General features: G+C 62.7%; 10 protein-coding genes. 9 read left to right on the top strand and 1 reads right to left on the bottom strand.

Features of this window, described 5'->3' with window-relative positions:
• Positions 1–79: 79 nt before the first annotated feature.
• The gene (locus AA098_RS01565) at positions 80–2,530 is read right to left on the bottom strand and encodes a penicillin-binding protein 1A (RefSeq protein ID WP_371914699.1); all 2,451 of its coding nucleotides are present in this window, start codon (positions 2,528–2,530) and stop codon (positions 80–82) included.
• Between the two features lie 206 nt (positions 2,531–2,736).
• Between AA098_RS01565 and pilM the strand changes: the two genes are divergently transcribed.
• From pilM to AA098_RS01610, 9 genes are all read left to right on the top strand, one after another.
• Positions 2,737–3,618: a type IV pilus biogenesis protein PilM gene (gene pilM, locus AA098_RS01570; protein WP_064613756.1), complete on the top strand. Its 882-nt coding sequence runs from the start codon at positions 2,737–2,739 to the stop codon at positions 3,616–3,618.
• Positions 3,615–4,151 carry a PilN domain-containing protein gene (locus AA098_RS01575; protein ID WP_004575490.1) on the top strand — a complete coding sequence of 179 codons (537 nt, stop codon included), beginning with the start codon at positions 3,615–3,617 and terminating at the stop codon, positions 4,149–4,151. The genes pilM and AA098_RS01575 overlap by 4 nt, the downstream gene beginning before the upstream one ends.
• A gap of 11 nt (positions 4,152–4,162) precedes the next feature.
• Entirely contained in the window at positions 4,163–5,164 is a 1,002-nt protein-coding gene (locus AA098_RS01580) for a pilus assembly protein PilP (RefSeq protein ID WP_004575491.1), read from the top strand.
• Positions 5,088–6,350 (top strand): type IV pilus secretin PilQ, encoded by a 1,263-nt coding sequence (locus tag AA098_RS01585; protein ID WP_082423665.1) that lies wholly within the window; start codon positions 5,088–5,090, stop codon positions 6,348–6,350. The genes AA098_RS01580 and AA098_RS01585 overlap by 77 nt, the downstream gene beginning before the upstream one ends.
• A 4-nt stretch (positions 6,351–6,354) precedes the next feature.
• Complete coding sequence (gene aroK / locus AA098_RS01590) at positions 6,355–6,873, top strand: shikimate kinase AroK (RefSeq protein ID WP_003249147.1); 519 nt, start codon at positions 6,355–6,357, stop codon at positions 6,871–6,873.
• A 96-nt stretch (positions 6,874–6,969) separates the two neighbouring features.
• Positions 6,970–8,067: a 3-dehydroquinate synthase gene (gene aroB / locus AA098_RS01595; RefSeq protein ID WP_003249149.1), complete on the top strand. Its 1,098-nt coding sequence runs from the start codon at positions 6,970–6,972 to the stop codon at positions 8,065–8,067.
• 15 nt (positions 8,068–8,082) lie between these two features.
• Complete coding sequence (locus tag AA098_RS01600; protein WP_003249151.1) at positions 8,083–9,684, top strand: SPOR domain-containing protein; 1,602 nt, start codon at positions 8,083–8,085, stop codon at positions 9,682–9,684.
• Between the two features lie 373 nt (positions 9,685–10,057).
• Positions 10,058–14,503 carry a glutamate synthase large subunit gene (gltB, locus tag AA098_RS01605; RefSeq protein ID WP_004575494.1) on the top strand — a complete coding sequence of 1,482 codons (4,446 nt, stop codon included), beginning with the start codon at positions 10,058–10,060 and terminating at the stop codon, positions 14,501–14,503.
• A 123-nt stretch (positions 14,504–14,626) separates the two neighbouring features.
• Entirely contained in the window at positions 14,627–16,045 is a 1,419-nt protein-coding gene (locus AA098_RS01610; protein WP_003249156.1) for an FAD-dependent oxidoreductase, read from the top strand.
• The last annotated feature ends 101 nt before the right edge of the window (positions 16,046–16,146 follow it).

Here is a 16,146-nt window from a genome sequence, read left to right on the forward strand (position 1 = left end):
GCGGCCTTGCGTCGCGATGCGCCGCGCGGGCGGCGCTCGATTCACGCGCCCACGCAAAACCTGAGTCAGGCGCCCTGCCTTAGAACAGATCCATCGGCGTCGCTTCATCGGCTGGCAGCGGGCTGCCCGGTGCCGCGCCATTGCCCAGCTCGTCCACCGACGGCGGCGAATCTTCGGCTTTGAACAGCTCGAAGTAGGCATTCGGTGTGCCCGGCGATGCCGCGCGCCCGCTGACCGGGTCGACGCGCAAGCTGAGAATGCCCTCCGGCTCTGCCGGGGCATGCGCAGGCTTGTCCTTGAGCGCCGCGCCCATGAAGTTCATCCAGATCGGCAGTGCCGCAGTCCCGCCATATTCGCGGCGGCCGAGGGTTTCCGGTTGGTCGAAGCCGACCCAAACGGTAGTCACGTAATCGGCGTTGTAACCGGAGAACCAGGCGTCCTTGGATTCGTTGGTCGTACCCGTCTTGCCCGCCAGGTCGGTGCGGCCCAAGGCCAGCGCCCGGCGGCCGGTGCCGCGCTTGATCACGTCCTGCAGCATGCTGGTGAGGATGTAGGTGGTACGCCCGTCGATGATCTGTTCGGCCACTGCCGGCGCTTGCGGTGCCGCGGCCACCTGGCTCAAAGCAGAAGGTGCTTCGCCCGGCATGGCCGCAGTGCTGATTGGCTGCTCGGGTGCGGCCAGGCCCGCCTGGTCTTGGGCACCTTGCGGTACGCGGGCCGGGTTGGCGGTGAACAGTGTCTCGCCGCTGCGGCTCTCGATGCGCTCGATCAGGTACGGGGTGATCTTGTACCCACCGTTGGCAAAGGTGCTCCAGCCGGTGGCGATTTCCATCGGGGTCAGGGTGGCGGTGCCCAGGGCCAGCGACAGGTTGCGCGGCAGGTCCTGCTTGTTGAAGCCAAACTTGGCGATGTAGTCGATGGTGCGGTCCACGCCCATGGCTTGCAGCAGGCGGATCGACACCAGGTTACGTGACTTGTACAGCGCCTCACGCATGCGGATAGGGCCGAGGAAGGTGTTGGTATCGTTCTTCGGTCGCCACACTTTATCCACCGACTCGTCAACGAACACGATCGGCGCATCGTTGACCAGGCTGGAAGCGGTGTAGCCGCTGTCCAGCGCGGCGCTGTAGATGAATGGTTTGAAACTCGAGCCCGGTTGGCGCTTGGCCTGCACGGCGCGGTTGTAATTGCTCTGTTCGAACGAGAAACCGCCGACCAGGGCGCGGATGGCGCCGTTGTTCGGGTCGAGGGTGACCAGGGCACTCTGCGCAACGGGCACCTGGCTGAACTTCAATGTGCCATCGTCAAGGCGTTGCAGGCGCACCAGGTCACCGACCTGGGCCACGTCGGCCGGCAATTGCGGTGAACGGCCCTGGGCGTTGTTGTTGATGAACGGGCGCGCCCATTTCATGGTGTCCCAGGCAACCTGCGCCTCTTGGCCGTCACGGGTCAGCACCTTGAGGCCGGTGTGTTCCACCTGGGTGACAATGGCTGGCTCCAGGCCGCCAAGGGTGCGTTGCTTGCCCAGCTCCTGCAGCCAGGCTGCGTGGGTGCGGCCCGGGAAGCGTGCTTCAGGGCCACGGTAGCCGTGGCGCTCATCGTAATCGGAGAGGCCCTTGAGGACGGCCTTGTTGGCCATTTCCTGCATGTCGCTAGGCACGGTGGTCGTGACGCGGAAGCCTTCGGTGTAGGCGTCGCTGCCGTAGCGGCCGACCATTTCCGCGCGGGCCATTTCGGCGATGTACGGGGCATTCACCTCAGGCGTCGGCACGTGATAGCTGGCGTTGAGCGGCTCGGCCAGGGCGGCCTCGTAGCTGGCCTGGTCGATCTTGCCCAGCTTGTACATGCGCCCAAGGATCCAGTCGCGGCGCTCTTTGGCGCGCACCGGGTTGGCCAGCGGGTTGAAGCGCGACGGTGCCTTGGGCAGGCCGGCGATCATCGCCATCTGCGCCAGGCTCACGTCACGGATGGACTTGCCGTAATACACCTGTGCTGCTGCATCGATACCGTAGGCGCGGTTGCCCAGGTAGATCTTGTTCACGTACAGCTCAAGGATTTCGTCCTTGGTCAGCTCACGCTCGATCTGCAGGGCCAGCAGGATTTCGTTGGTCTTGCGTGAGAAGCTGCGTTCGCTGGTGAGGAAGAAGTTCTTCGCCACCTGCATGGTGATGGTGCTGCCGCCGGTCTGGATATGACCGGTTTTCACCAGCTGGGTCGCGGCGCGCATCAGGCTGCTGGGGTCGACACCGTAGTGGTTGAGGAAATTGTCGTCCTCGGCTGACAGCAGCGCCTGAATGAATTGTGGGGGAATTTCCGCGAAGCGGATCGGCGAGCGGCGCATTTCGCCGAATTCGGCAATCAGCTTGCCATCGCTGCTGTACACCCGGAGGGGGATCTGCAACTGGATGCTTCTGAGGGACTCGACCGAGGGCAGGCTGGGGCTAAGATACAGAAACGCACCGCTCACACCGAGTACGAGCGCGCAGATGACTGCGACGGAAGACCACCAGAAGAACTTCAGCAGACGTATCAAGGCTTTTCGGTGTCCAGGTTGGGAGTGGATTGCACGCAGGTCCGGTGGACCAAAAAACGCTGGGCATTATAAGCATTTTTCGCCTCTCCGGGTGACCGGCCAGGCTACCCGTCGACTCGATGAGTAGCCCCGGCTCAGTGTTGCCGCGGGGTTGCGACAGGTGGCTGCGCTTGGCAGCTGCAACAGACAGCAAAGGAGTCGCGATGTTTGGACGCTTCGGCAAGGATGCCGGTTCACTGGTGGGGGTGGAAATCACGCCCGACGCCGTTCGGATAATGCAACTGCAGCAGCGCAATCGACGCTGGCGTGTGATGGGGTCGGCACAAGAGCTGTTTAAGGCGCCGCTGGCCGATGACTGGGCTGAGGCGCCTGGCGGGGTGGTGGCTGCGCTGCAGCGCGCTTACCGGCACAGCGGCCTCAGGCAACGCCGGGTAGCGCTGGCACTGCCGGCCAGTCAGGTTATCTGCAAGTTGTGCTATCTGCCGGTGGAGCAGAGCGGGGCGCAGTTGGAGGCACAACTGCTTGCCGATGCAGAGCGGCTGTTTCCGTTTCCGCTGGAAGACCTGGCCTTGGATTTTCAGGTCATGGGGGCTTCCCATGACCAGCCAGGTTGCTCAGAGGTAATGGTTGCTGCCTGTCGACAGAGTGCGCTGGCGTCACTCGAAGCCGTCGTCGAGGAGGCGGGCTTGCAGTTGGAAGCCGTCGAGGTCGACACCATTGCCTTGTGCCGCATGTTGCCACAGGGTGGCCTTGAGGGAGCAGCGCTGCTGCGTGTCGAAACCCGCAGTGTAACGCTTCATGACTGGCAGCCAGGCAGGGTGTGCCAGCGCTGTGAACTACAAACGACTGGCCCGGATATGAACGGGCAATGGTCAGAGCGCCTGCAGGCTTTACTTGCCAGGCAGAGCCTGCCTGCGGGGTTGTGGGTTGCCAGCAGCTCATCGATCAATCCGGGCTGGCTGCAAGGCCTTGGCAGCCGGCTGAATGTGCGGTGCACGTACCTGCCTGGGCTGGCAGGGCTTGAGCATGTTGATGGGGCGATGCTCCTGGCCTGCGCCTTGGCCTTGGGAGGTTTGCGCCCATGATGCGACTGAACCTTCTACCCTGGCGCGAACGGCAGCGTCAGGCGGCGCTGCGGCGCTTTCGAGGCCAGCTGGTGGGTGGTGCACTCTTGGCTTTGTGCGCCGTGATGCTGGTCGATCAGCTGGCCCGCCAACGCGGGCATCAGCAGGTGCTGGCCAATACCCAGCGCCAAGCGACCCTTGATGCACAGGATGAGCAGTTGCAGTCGCTGGCCGACGTGCGTGCGCAGCATGAAGCGCTACTTGCCCGTGCGGTGGCCCTGGAAGGCCTGCGCGCCCATCAGGGTGTATTGGCCGGTGTCTTCGCCGACCTTGAAGGGGCGTTGCCTGAAGGTGTGCAGTTACTTGACCTGAGCCTTGATAGTGGCCGCTTGCAGATGACAGGGGTGGCTGCGTCCGGTGCTGTGGTTGCTCAGTTCATGCGCGACTTGAACCGCTCGAGCGTTTTGCTCGATCTGGAACTCAAACGCATCAAGAGCCTGCCGGACGGCGATGAGTTTCTGCTGACCGCTCGCGTTGCGGCGTTCTGGTCGTGAGTACTGCGCAGATGCTCGCTTGGCTGGCGGTGGTCGAGGGCTCAGGGCGCTTCCGACGGCTGGCGCCAGTGCTGGTGGCTGTTGTGTTGTTCAGCCTGGGCTGCGCGATGCGCCTGCCCGCCCTGTTGCAGCAGCAGGCGCGGGAGGATGCCAGGCATGTCGAGTTGAGCCAGCTGCAGGCAGCCAGTGCATCGCAGTTGGCCGAACTGGAGCGGCTGAAGGCTCTAACGGTGATTGCCGAACAGCGGTTGCAAGCGGCGCACTGGTACCTGGCCGCCGGGGAGAGCATGAGCGACCTGCTTGAGCGTCTGGCAGTGTCGGGGCATGCGCACGGCTTGCTTGTCGAGCGCCTCGATGTAGGTGAGGGCGAGCAACAGGCCGGATTCAGTAAGGTACCGCTGGTGGTGCAAGTGGTAGGGCGTTACTCGGCCTTGCGGCTGTGGCTGGGCGACTGGTTGGGGCAGGCGCGGATTCTGCGCAGCGGTGACATGAGCCTGGCAACCGTTGATCGCCAGCCTGGACTGTTGCGCCTGCAGTTGCGGGTTGATGCCTATCACGCGGCTACGCCCCTGAAGGCACCTGCAATGCTGGCGGACCTGCCGGCAAGGGCCGCAATGGTTGCACCTGAAGTGGACCCGTTTGCGCCGGCTGCTGCGCGAGTGGCCAGTGCCGGGCTGGTCGGCGTGCCGTTGGCGCAGCTGGAAATGGTCGGCAGCCTGGCGCGCGGGGCGGCACGCGAGGCACTGCTGATGGCGGCTGGCAAGCTCTATCGCGTACGCCCGGGCGACCGGGTAGGGCGTGATCAGGGGGTAGTGATGCATATAGACCAACGTCAGGTCGAAGTGCGTGAGCGGCTGTTCATGGCGGGGGTATGGCACGAGCGCACGGCGTTCATCACCCTCGCCAAGCGCCTGGGCAAGGAGGCCTCGGACCCGAATGAAAACGTGGATGAAATACCTGCTGGCAACCCTGCTGTCGATCCCGCTGGCTTCGGCGACGCCTTACCAGGGTGAACCCCTGTCGCTGAACTTCCAGGATGTAGAGGTGCGTGCGGTGCTGCAGGTGCTGGCTGACTACGCCGGCGTCAACCTGGTCGCCAGTGATGCGGTACAAGGCAGCGTCACTTTGCGTTTGCAGGACGTGCCGTGGGATCAGGCACTTGACCTGGTGCTGCGCAGCAAGGGCCTGTCCCGGCGCCAGGAGGGCAATGTGCTGTTGGTGGCGCCTGCGGCCGAGTTTGCCGCGCAATCGGCAGACGCCCGGGTGAGCCAAGTGCTGGGCGCGCAGCTGCAGCCATTGCGTCGGGAACTGCTGACCATTCACCACGCCAAGGCCGCCGATTTGGCGCAGTTGCTGCTGGCAAGTCTGGAGGGTGGCGGCATCTCCACGGGTAGCCTGAGTGTCGATGAGCGCACCAATACGCTGGTGGTGTACCTGCCCGCTGACCGCCTGGCCGAGATGCGCCAGTTGGTGGCGCAGTTGGACGTGCCGGTGCGTCAGGTAGCAATCGAGGCGCGTATCGTCGAGGCCAACGTCGATTATGAGAAAAGCCTGGGGGTACGCTGGGGTGGGCCGCTGTACGGCGAGAAACTGCGGCCCGGCAAGGAGCTGTTCGTCGACCTCGGTCTGGAGCGAGCCGGCAGCAGTATCGGCCTGGGTTTGTTGCGCGGTGACGTGTTGCTGGATCTGGAACTCAGTGCCATGGAAAAAAGCGGCAACGGCGAGATCATTTCGCAGCCCAAGGTGGTCACGGCTGACAAGGAAACGGCGAGGATCCTCAAGGGTACCGAGGTGCCTTACCAGGAAACCAGCCAAAGCGGCGCTACCTCGGTATCGTTTCGCGAAGCCTCGCTGTCGCTGGAAGTAACGCCACAGATCACTCCGGACAACAAGGTGATCATGACCGTCCGGGTGACCAAGGACGAGCCGGATTACGTCAATGCCTTGAACAACGTACCGCCGATCCGCAAGAACGAGGTCAATGCCAAGGTTCGTGTGGCTGACGGCGAAACGATCGTGATCGGTGGCGTCTACTCGACTTCGCAAAACAATGTGGTCGACAAGGTGCCATTTTTCGGCGATCTGCCGTATGTTGGGCGGCTGTTTCGACGCGATGCATTACAAGAGAAAAAATCCGAGCTGCTGGTCTTCCTGACTCCGCGTATCATGAGTGACCAGGCGATTGCTGTGAGTCGTTGATTCTGTGCGAAATTTGATACTTGTGGGGCCCATGGGCGCTGGTAAAAGCACCATCGGACGCCTGTTGGCCAAAGAGCTGCGCCTGCTGTTCAAGGATTCCGACAAGGAAATCGAACTGCGATGCGGCGCAAACATCCCGTGGATATTCGACAAGGAAGGCGAGCCGGGTTTCCGTGATCGCGAGCAAGCGATGATTGCCGAGTTGTGCGCGCTCGACGGTGTGGTGCTGGCCACCGGTGGTGGCGCGGTGATGCGCGAAGCCAACCGGCAGGCGCTGCATCAGGGTGGCCGGGTGATCTACCTGCATGCTTCGGTCGAGCAGCAAGTCGGTCGCACCGCGCGCGACCGCAATCGCCCGCTGCTGCGCACAGCCAATCCGGAGGCGACCTTGCGCACCTTGCTGGAAACCCGCGACCCGCTCTACCGCGAGATCGCCGACGTGGTGGTTGAAACCGACGAGCGGCCACCACGCATGGTGGTGATCGATATTCTCGAGCGCTTGCAGCAGTTGCCGCCCCGTTAACCCGGGACTATTCTCGGCCTCCAGCGCCGAGGCGAGGCTCAACGTTACCGCGCAGGTCGCCGGATGGCGCCGCGCCCAAGTACATTGTGGGGATACATGCAGACACTAAAGGTCGACCTGGGCGAGCGTAGCTACCCGATCTACATTGGCGAAGGCCTGCTGGACCAGCCTGAGCTGCTGGCGCCGCACATTGCGGGTCGGCAGGTAGCCATCGTTTCCAACGAGACCGTCGCGCCGCTGTATCTCGAACGCCTGAGCAAGGCCCTTGGTGCCTACTCGGTACTGCCCGTGGTGTTGCCCGATGGGGAAGCCCACAAGAACTGGGAAACATTGCAGTTGATCTTCGATGGCCTGCTGACAGCTCGGCATGATCGTCGTACTACTGTGGTCGCGCTTGGTGGTGGCGTGATTGGTGACATGGCTGGTTTCGCAGCCGCCTGCTACCAGCGCGGCGTCGACTTCATCCAGGTGCCGACTACCCTGTTGTCCCAGGTCGACTCTTCCGTGGGTGGCAAGACCGGCATCAATCATCCGCTGGGCAAGAACATGGTCGGTGCGTTCTATCAGCCCAATGCGGTGCTGATCGATACCACCAGCCTCAAGACCCTGCCAGCGCGCGAGCTGTCCGCAGGTCTGGCCGAAGTGATCAAGTACGGCCTGATTTGCGACAAGCCGTTCCTCGCCTGGCTCGAAGACAATATGCAGGCACTGCGTGCCCTCGATTCGGCAGCCCTGACCGAGGCCATCCGCCGCTCTTGCGCGGCCAAGGCCGCAGTGGTGGGTGCTGACGAGCGCGAGTCGGGCGTACGGGCCACGCTGAACCTGGGGCATACCTTCGGGCATGCTATCGAAACCCACATGGGCTATGGCGTGTGGCTGCACGGCGAGGCTGTCGCGGCGGGCACAGTGATGGCCCTGGAAATGTCCATGCGCCTTGGCTGGATCGACCAGGCTGAGCGCGATCGTGGAATCCGCCTGTTGCAGGACGCAGGTTTGCCGGTGGTGCCACCACAGGAAATGACCCCGGCGCACTTCATGGAGCACATGGCGGTCGACAAGAAGGTGCTCGACGGTCGTTTGCGTTTGGTGCTGCTGCGCCAGATGGGCGAGGCCGTGGTGACCGACGACTATTCGAAAGAGATTCTTCAGGCCACGCTGTCGGCGGATTACCGCGCGATCGTGGCCCAGCTTTGAGGTTGTGACAGCGCAATGACAAGTTTGCATGCCGATGAGGCCTTTCTCGACCATTACCAGTTGAGCCATGATCCGTTCGCGCCCCGCGTACCTGGCTTCAAGTTCTTCCCGGCCCAGCGCAAACCGGTGCTTGGCCAACTGCACCACCTGGCGCGCTATAGCCAGTTGATGCTGGTGGTCAGCGGCCCGTTGGGCAGCGGCAAGTCGCTACTTCGCCAGGCCCTGGTGGCCAGCACCAACAAGCAGACTGTGCAAAGTGTGGTGGTGTCGGCCCGCAGCGCCAGCGACGCCTCCAGTATGCTCGCGCAGGTCGCGCAGGAGCTGGGTGTGGCCCAGCCCGAGGTGCAGGCGATCCTGTCGAAGGTGGTGCAGCTGGCACTGACCGGGCAGGAAGTGTATTTGCTGGTGGACGATGCGGAACAACTCGACGAGTCGGCACTCCAAGCGTTGCTGGAGTTGGCGGCGGGGGTTCCTGAAGGGCGTCCGCACGTGTTTCTGTTCGGTGAGCCATCGCTGATTGCCGGGCTGGATGAGCTCAATGTCGAGGAAGAACGTTTCCACATCATCGAGCTTGCGCCCTACAGTGAAGAAGAAACCCGCGAGTACCTGGAACAGCGCCTGGAAGGGGCTGGTCGGGGCATCGAGGTGTTCAGCCGTGAACAGATCGCCGATATCCATGAAAACTCCGACGGCTGGCCTGGCAACATCAATCAGGTCGCCCGTGACACTTTGATCGAAGCCATGATCGCCAGCCGCTCGACGGCCAAGCGACCAACCATGGGGTTCAAGATGCCTAAAAAACATGTGCTCGCACTGTCCGCTGTGGTCGTGGTTGCCGTTGCGGCCGCGGTATTGATGCCCAAGAAAGGCGACAAGGCCCCTGCCGAAGCGCCGGCCGCCCAGGCCCAGTTGCCGCTGGGTGACGGCAAGCAGGGTGCTGCCATCGAGTTCTCTGGCTCGTCCCAGCCAATGCCGCTGCCACTGGTTGGCCAGTCGCAGCCGGTGATGCGCGAGCCGCTGGCCCAAGCCGCAGGCATGGGCGAGGGTGAAGAGGGAGGCCCGGCTGTCGACACCGCGCTGCAGCCTGGCAACCCGCCACCCACCGTGACCACCATCGCTCCGCCACAAGGTGTGCCAGCTGGCCCGGCGCCTGCGCCGGCCCAGCCAGTTCAGTCGGTTGCGCCTGCGCCCAAGCCTGTTGCAACCCAGCCCGCGAAACCGGTTGCGCCGGCCAAGCCAGCACCAGCGCCGACCCAGGTCGCCGTGGCCAAGCCGGCCGCCAAAGCTGCCGAAAAACCAGCTGAAAAACCAGCCCCCGCTAGCGCTGGCAACAGCGGCTGGTATGCCGGACAGAAGCCGGGCAATTACGTGGTGCAGATCCTCGGTACCAGCTCCGAGGCGTCGGCCCAGGCTTACGTCAAGGCCCAGGGTGGCGACTATCGCTACTTCAAGAAAAACCTGCAGGGCAAGCCCTTGTACGTCGTGACTTACGGCAGTTTCGCCAACCGCGACGCAGCGGTAGCGGCAATCAAGAACTTGCCAGCGAAGGTCCAGGCTGGTAAACCTTGGCCACGTACCGTCGGCAGCGTCCAACAAGAGCTGGCCACGGCCCGCTGATACCTTCCGGGCGGCATCACCCTGCCGCCCAGTAGCTAAGCGAATTCTAGCTTTCGACTAGCCTGCTGCGCCCGAGCGCGGCAGGCTTTTCTGTCCCGGACTGCCGGCCACAAGCCCCTAGTTGCAGTCATGGCTGAAACGCTTCAGACTCGAGCCAAGCCGCTATCACGGCGCATGGCGCAAAAACATTCAAAATTGCGACATAAATTTTCAATGATGAGACATGAAAATTTGTGGGCGTCGCTGTCGCTGTGCAACAATGGTTTTCCATGACCACCGCAAAAAAGCTGGCGTTTGATCGGCGTGGATGGTAAGTGGTTGTTAAAAAAGAGATTTACCTCCGTTGAGAGGTGAACCTGGTGAGAATGTGTCTATGAAAACAGGTCTGTACCATCCCGAAGAATTCAAGGACAACTGTGGTTTTGGCCTGATCGCCCATATGACGGGTGTGCCGAGCCACCACCTTCTGCAAACCGCCATGCAGGCGCTGACGTGCATGACCCACCGCGGTGGCATCAATGCCGACGGCAAGACTGGTGACGGTTGCGGTCTGCTCATGCAGAAGCCCGATCAATTCCTGCGTGCCATGGCCCAGGAGCACTTCGCTGTCGAGCTGCCCAAGCAGTACGCCGTCGGCATGGTGTTCTTCAACCAGGACCCGGTCAAAGCCGAAGCTGCCCGCGCCAACATGGACCGCGAGATCGTCGCCGCTGGCCTGAAACTGGTTGGCTGGCGCAAGGTGCCGATCGACACCAGCGTACTCGGCCGCCTGGCCCTCGAGCGCCTGCCGCAGATCGAGCAGGTGTTCATTGGCGGTGAAGGCCTGAGCGACCAGGAATTTGCCATCAAGCTGTTCAGTGCCCGTCGTCGTTCGTCGGTGGCCAACGCCCACGACGCCGACCACTACATCTGCAGCTTCTCGCACAAGACCATCATCTACAAAGGCCTGATGATGCCGCGCGATCTCGCGGCGTTTTATCCAGACCTGGGTGACGAGCGCCTGCAAACCGCGATCTGCGTGTTCCACCAGCGCTTCTCCACCAACACCCTGCCGAAATGGCCGCTGGCGCAGCCGTTCCGCTTCCTCGCCCATAACGGCGAGATCAACACCATCACCGGCAACCGTAACTGGGCCGTTGCTCGTCGCACCAAGTTCGCCAATGACCAGATCCCCGACCTCGAAGAGCTCGGCCCGCTGGTCAATCGCGTCGGCTCCGACTCGTCGAGCATGGACAACATGCTGGAACTGATGGTCACCGGTGGCATCGATCTGTTCCGCGGCGTGCGCATGCTGGTACCGCCAGCGTGGCAGAACGTCGAGACCATGGACGCCGACCTGCGCGCCTTCTACGAATACAACTCCATGCACATGGAGCCGTGGGATGGCCCGGCCGGTATCGTCATGACCGAAGGCCGCCACGCGGTGTGCCTGCTCGACCGAAACGGTCTGCGCCCGGCGCGCTGGGTGACCACCACCAATGGTTACATCACCATTGCCTCGGAAATCGGCGTATGGGGCTATCAGCCTGAGGAAGTGCTGGCCAAGGGCCGTGTCGGCCCGGGCCAGATCCTTGCCGTGGACACCGAAACCGGCCAGATCCTCGACACCGACGCCATCGACAACCGCCTGAAGTCGCGGCACCCGTACAAGCGCTGGTTGCGCCAGCACGCTACGCGTATCCAGGCGACGCTGACCGACGACCAGGGTGTGGCCAGCTACGACGCTGACCAGCTCAAGCAATACATGAAGATGTTCCAGGTCACCTTCGAAGAGCGTGACCAGGTACTGCGCCCGTTGGGTGAGCAGGGCCAGGAAGCCGTTGGCTCGATGGGTGACGACACGCCGATGGCCGTGCTGTCGCAGCGCGTGCGTTCGCCGTACGACTTCTTCCGCCAGCAGTTCGCTCAGGTAACCAACCCGCCGATCGACCCGCTGCGCGAAGCGATCGTGATGTCGCTGGAAATCTGCCTGGGTGCCGAGCGCAACATCTTCCAGGAGTCCCCGGAGCACGCTTCGCGGGTCATCCTCAGCTCGCCGGTCATCTCGCCCGCCAAGTGGCGTTCGCTGATGAACCTGGAGCGCGAAGGCTTCGACCGCCAGCTGATCGACCTCAACTATGAGCAGGGCGTCGGCCTGGAAGCGGCCATCCGCAACATTGCCGACCAGGCCGAAGAAGCTGTGCGTGGGGGCAAGACCCAGCTGGTGCTGAGCGACCGTTATATCGCCCCGGGCAAGCTGCCGGTGCATGCTTCGCTGGCCGTTGGTGCAGTGCACCACCGGCTGACCGAACAGGGCCTGCGCTGCGACAGCAACATCCTGGTGGAAACCGCTACCGCCCGTGATCCGCATCACTTCGCCGTGCTGCTGGGCTTCGGTGCCTCGGCCGTTTACCCGTACCTGGCGTATGAAGTACTGGCTGACCTGATCCGTACCGGTGAAGTGCTGGGCGACCTGGACGAAGTGTTCAAGTACTACCGCAAAGGTATCTCCAAGGGCCTGCTGAAGATCCTGTCGAAGATGGGTATCTCCACCATCGCCTCGTACCGCGGTGCACAGCTGTTCGAAGCCATTGGCCTGGCCGAGGAAGTGGTCGGCCTGAGCTTCAAGGGCGTGTCCAGCCGCATCAAGGGTGCGCGCTTCGAAGACCTGGAGAACGACCAGAAGCTGCTGGCGGCCGAAGCCTGGAGCGCGCGTAAGCCGATCCAGCAAGGTGGCCTGCTGAAGTTCGTCCACGGTGGCGAATACCACGCCTACAACCCGGATGTGGTCAACACCCTGCAAGCGGCTGTACAGCAGGGCGACTACGCCAAGTTCAAGGAATACACCACGCTGGTGGACCAGCGCCCGGTGTCGATGATTCGTGACTTGCTCAAGGTGAAAGTGGCCGACCAGCCGCTGGCGCTGGAGCAGATCGAGCCGCTGGAGGCGATTCTCAAGCGTTTCGACTCGGCGGGTATCTCGCTGGGTGCACTGTCGCCGGAAGCCCACGAAGCGCTGGCCGAGGCCATGAACCGCCTGGGCGCACGCTCCAACTCGGGTGAAGGCGGCGAAGACCCGTCGCGCTATGGCACCATCAAGAGTTCGAAGATCAAGCAGGTGGCCACCGGCCGTTTTGGTGTGACCCCGGAGTATCTGGTCAACGCCGAAGTGCTGCAGATCAAGGTTGCCCAAGGCGCCAAGCCGGGTGAGGGCGGCCAGTTGCCGGGCGGAAAGGTCAACGGCCTGATCGCCAAGCTGCGTTATGCGGTACCGGGCGTGACCCTGATCTCGCCACCGCCCCACCATGACATCTACTCGATCGAAGATCTGGCGCAGCTGATCTACGACCTCAAGCAGGTCAACCCGCAGGCGCTGGTATCGGTCAAGCTGGTAGCCGAAGCGGGCGTGGGCACCATCGCCGCAGGTGTGGCCAAGGCCTATGCCGACCTGATCACCATCTCCGGTTACGACGGTGGTACCGGTGCTTCGCCGCTGACCTCGATCAAATACGCCGGCGCCCCTTGGGAGCTGGGCCTTGCGGAAACCCACCAGACCCTGCGCGGCAACGACCTGCGTGGCAAGGTGCGGGTGCAGACTGATGGTGGTCTGAAAACTGGCCTGGATGTGATCAAGGCGGCCATTCTCGGCGCCGAAAGCTTCGGCTTTGGTACCGCGCCAATGATTGCCCTGGGCTGCAAGTACCTGCGCATCTGCCACCTGAACAACTGCGCCACCGGCGTGGCCACCCAGAACGACAAGCTGCGCAAGGACCACTACATCGGCACCGTCGACATGGTGATCAACTTCTTCACCTTTGTCGCCGAAGAAACCCGCGAGTGGTTGGCCAAGCTGGGTGTGCGCAGCCTTGGCGAGTTGATCGGCCGTACCGACCTGCTCGAAGTGCTGCCAGGTGACACCGAACGCCAGCAGTACCTGGACCTGTCGCCGCTGCTGGGCAGCTCGCACATTCCGGCGGACAAACCGCAGTTCTGCGAAGTCGACAAGAACCCGCCGTTCGACCTGGGCGAGTTGGCCGAGAAGATGGTTGATATGGCCATGCCGGCCATCCGCGACCAGGCGGGTGGCGAGTTCAGCCTCGACATCTGCAACTGCGACCGCTCCATTGGTGCGCGTGTGTCGGGCGAAATCGCCCGCCTGCACGGCAACCAGGGCATGGCCGCGGCGCCGATCACCTTCCGCTTCAAGGGGACTGCGGGCCAGAGCTTTGGCGTGTGGAACGCTGGTGGCCTTAACCTGCACCTGGAAGGCGACGCCAACGATTACGTCGGCAAAGGCATGACCGGTGGTAAGGTCACCATCGTGCCGCCAGCCGGCAGCCCGTTCGAAACCCAGCACAGCGCCATCGTCGGCAACACCTGCCTGTACGGTGCCACTGGCGGCAAGCTGTTTGCCGCAGGTACTGCGGGCGAGCGCTTCGCTGTGCGTAACTCCGGCGCCCATGCTGTTGTCGAGGGCACTGGCGATCACTGCTGTGAATACATGACCGGCGGCTTTGTCTGCGTTCTGGGCAAGACCGGTTACAACTTCGGTTCTGGCATGACTGGCGGCTTTGCCTACGTGCTCGACATGGACAATAGCTTCGTCGACAAGCTCAACCACGAGCTGGTGGAAATCCAGCGTATCAGTGGTGAAGCGATGGAGGCCTACCGTAGCCACCTGGCGCGTGTCCTTGCCGAGTATGTGGATGAGACCGGCAGCGAGTGGGGGCGTGAGCTCTCGGAGAACCTGGACGACTACGTGCGGCGCTTCTGGCTGGTCAAGCCGAAGGCAGCCAACCTGAAGCAGCTGCTGTCCAGCACCCGTGCCAACCCGCAGTAAAAACAGCTGCAAGTGGCAAGCCTCAAGCTGCACGTAATGGCAGTGAGAGGTTTGCCCGGCTTAAGTGATCGTCTTGCGGCTTGCAGCGTGTAGCTTGCAGCTGCTGTAAAGAGGTTTTGAAAAATGGCTGAACGTCTGAACAACGACTTCCAGTTCATCGAAGTGGGCCGAAAGGACCCGAAAAAAAAGCTGTTGCGCCAGCGCAAGAAGGAGTTCGTGGAAATCTACGAACCGTTCAAGCCGCAGCAGTCCGTGGAGCAGGCGCACCGCTGCCTGGGCTGCGGTAACCCGTATTGCGAGTGGAAGTGCCCGGTACACAACTTCATCCCCAACTGGTTGAAGCTGGTCTCCGAAGGCAACATCCTGGCCGCGGCGGAACTGTCGCACCAGACCAACACCCTGCCGGAAGTATGCGGCCGTGTTTGCCCGCAAGACCGCCTGTGCGAGGGTGCCTGCACCCTGAACGACGGTTTCGGCGCGGTGACCATCGGCTCGGTGGAGAAGTACATCACCGACACCGCCTTCGCCATGGGCTGGCGCCCGGACATGTCCAAGGTCAAGCCCACCGGCAAGCGCGTCGCCATCATCGGCGCAGGCCCGGCTGGCCTGGGCTGCGCCGATGTGCTGGTGCGCGCCGGGGTAACCCCGGTGGTGTTCGACAAAAACCCTGAGATCGGTGGCCTGCTGACTTTCGGTATCCCCGAGTTCAAGCTGGAAAAGACCGTGCTCAGCAACCGCCGTGAAGTGTTCACCGGCATGGGCATCGAGTTCCGCCTGAACACCGAGGTGGGCAAGGACGTGACCATGGAACAGCTGCTCGCCGAGTACGACGCGGTGTTCATGGGCATGGGTACCTACACCTACATGAAGGGCGGCTTCCCGGGTGAAGACCTGCCGGGCGTGCATGACGCACTGGACTTCCTGATCGCCAACGTCAACCGCAACCTGGGCTTCGAGAAGTCGCCGGAAGACTTCGTCGACATGCAGGGCAAGAAAGTGGTGGTGCTGGGTGGTGGTGACACCGCGATGGACTGCAACCGTACCTCGATCCGTCAGGGTGCCAAGGCGGTGACCTGTGCTTATCGTCGTGACGAAGCCAACATGCCGGGTTCGCGCAAAGAGGTGAAGAACGCCAAGGAAGAGGGTGTGAAGTTCCTCTACAACCGCCAGCCCATCGCCATTGTGGGTGAGGACAAGGTCGAAGGCGTCAAAGTGGTCGAGACTCGCCTGGGCGAGCCTGATGCCCGTGGGCGCCGCAGTCCTGAGCCAATCCCGGGCTCCGAAGAGATCCTGCCGGCAGACGCCGTGGTAATCGCCTTCGGCTTCCGCCCGAGCCCGGCGCCGTGGTTTGAGCAGCATGGCATTCAGCTGGACAGCCAGGGCCGTGTGGTTGCCCCGGAGAAGGGCAAGTTCAAGCACCAGACCAGCAACCCGAAAGTGTTTGCCGGTGGCGACATGGTGCGCGGTTCGGACCTGGTGGTGACTGCGATCTTCGAAGGGCGTACGGCCGCCGAGGGTATCCTGGACTACCTCGAAGTCTGATTTTCGGCCTGCTCGCGGGCATGCCCGCTCCCACAGGGTTAAGCTTAGAACCCGTGGTAGCGGGCATGCCCGCGAAGCTTTTGTATACAAAAACGCTTGAT

It is taken from the genome of Pseudomonas sp. JY-Q (assembly GCF_001655295.1).
Lineage (GTDB): Bacteria > Pseudomonadota > Gammaproteobacteria > Pseudomonadales > Pseudomonadaceae > Aquipseudomonas > Aquipseudomonas alloputida.

Bases quoted from the DNA above. Each gene is read 5' to 3' on its own strand.
- AA098_RS01575 (WP_004575490.1), top strand. From the start codon at position 3,615: ATGATGCGACTGAACCTTCTACCCTGGCGCGAACGGCAGCGTCAGGCG.
- AA098_RS01585 (WP_082423665.1), top strand. From the start codon at position 5,088: ATGAAAACGTGGATGAAATACCTGCTGGCAACCCTGCTGTCGATCCCG.
- pilM (WP_064613756.1), top strand. From the start codon at position 2,737: ATGTTTGGACGCTTCGGCAAGGATGCCGGTTCACTGGTGGGGGTGGAA.
- AA098_RS01610 (WP_003249156.1), top strand. From the start codon at position 14,627: ATGGCTGAACGTCTGAACAACGACTTCCAGTTCATCGAAGTGGGCCGA.
- gltB (WP_004575494.1), top strand. From the start codon at position 10,058: ATGAAAACAGGTCTGTACCATCCCGAAGAATTCAAGGACAACTGTGGT.
- AA098_RS01600 (WP_003249151.1), top strand. From the start codon at position 8,083: ATGACAAGTTTGCATGCCGATGAGGCCTTTCTCGACCATTACCAGTTG.
- AA098_RS01580 (WP_004575491.1), top strand. From the start codon at position 4,163: ATGCTCGCTTGGCTGGCGGTGGTCGAGGGCTCAGGGCGCTTCCGACGG.
- aroB (WP_003249149.1), top strand. From the start codon at position 6,970: ATGCAGACACTAAAGGTCGACCTGGGCGAGCGTAGCTACCCGATCTAC.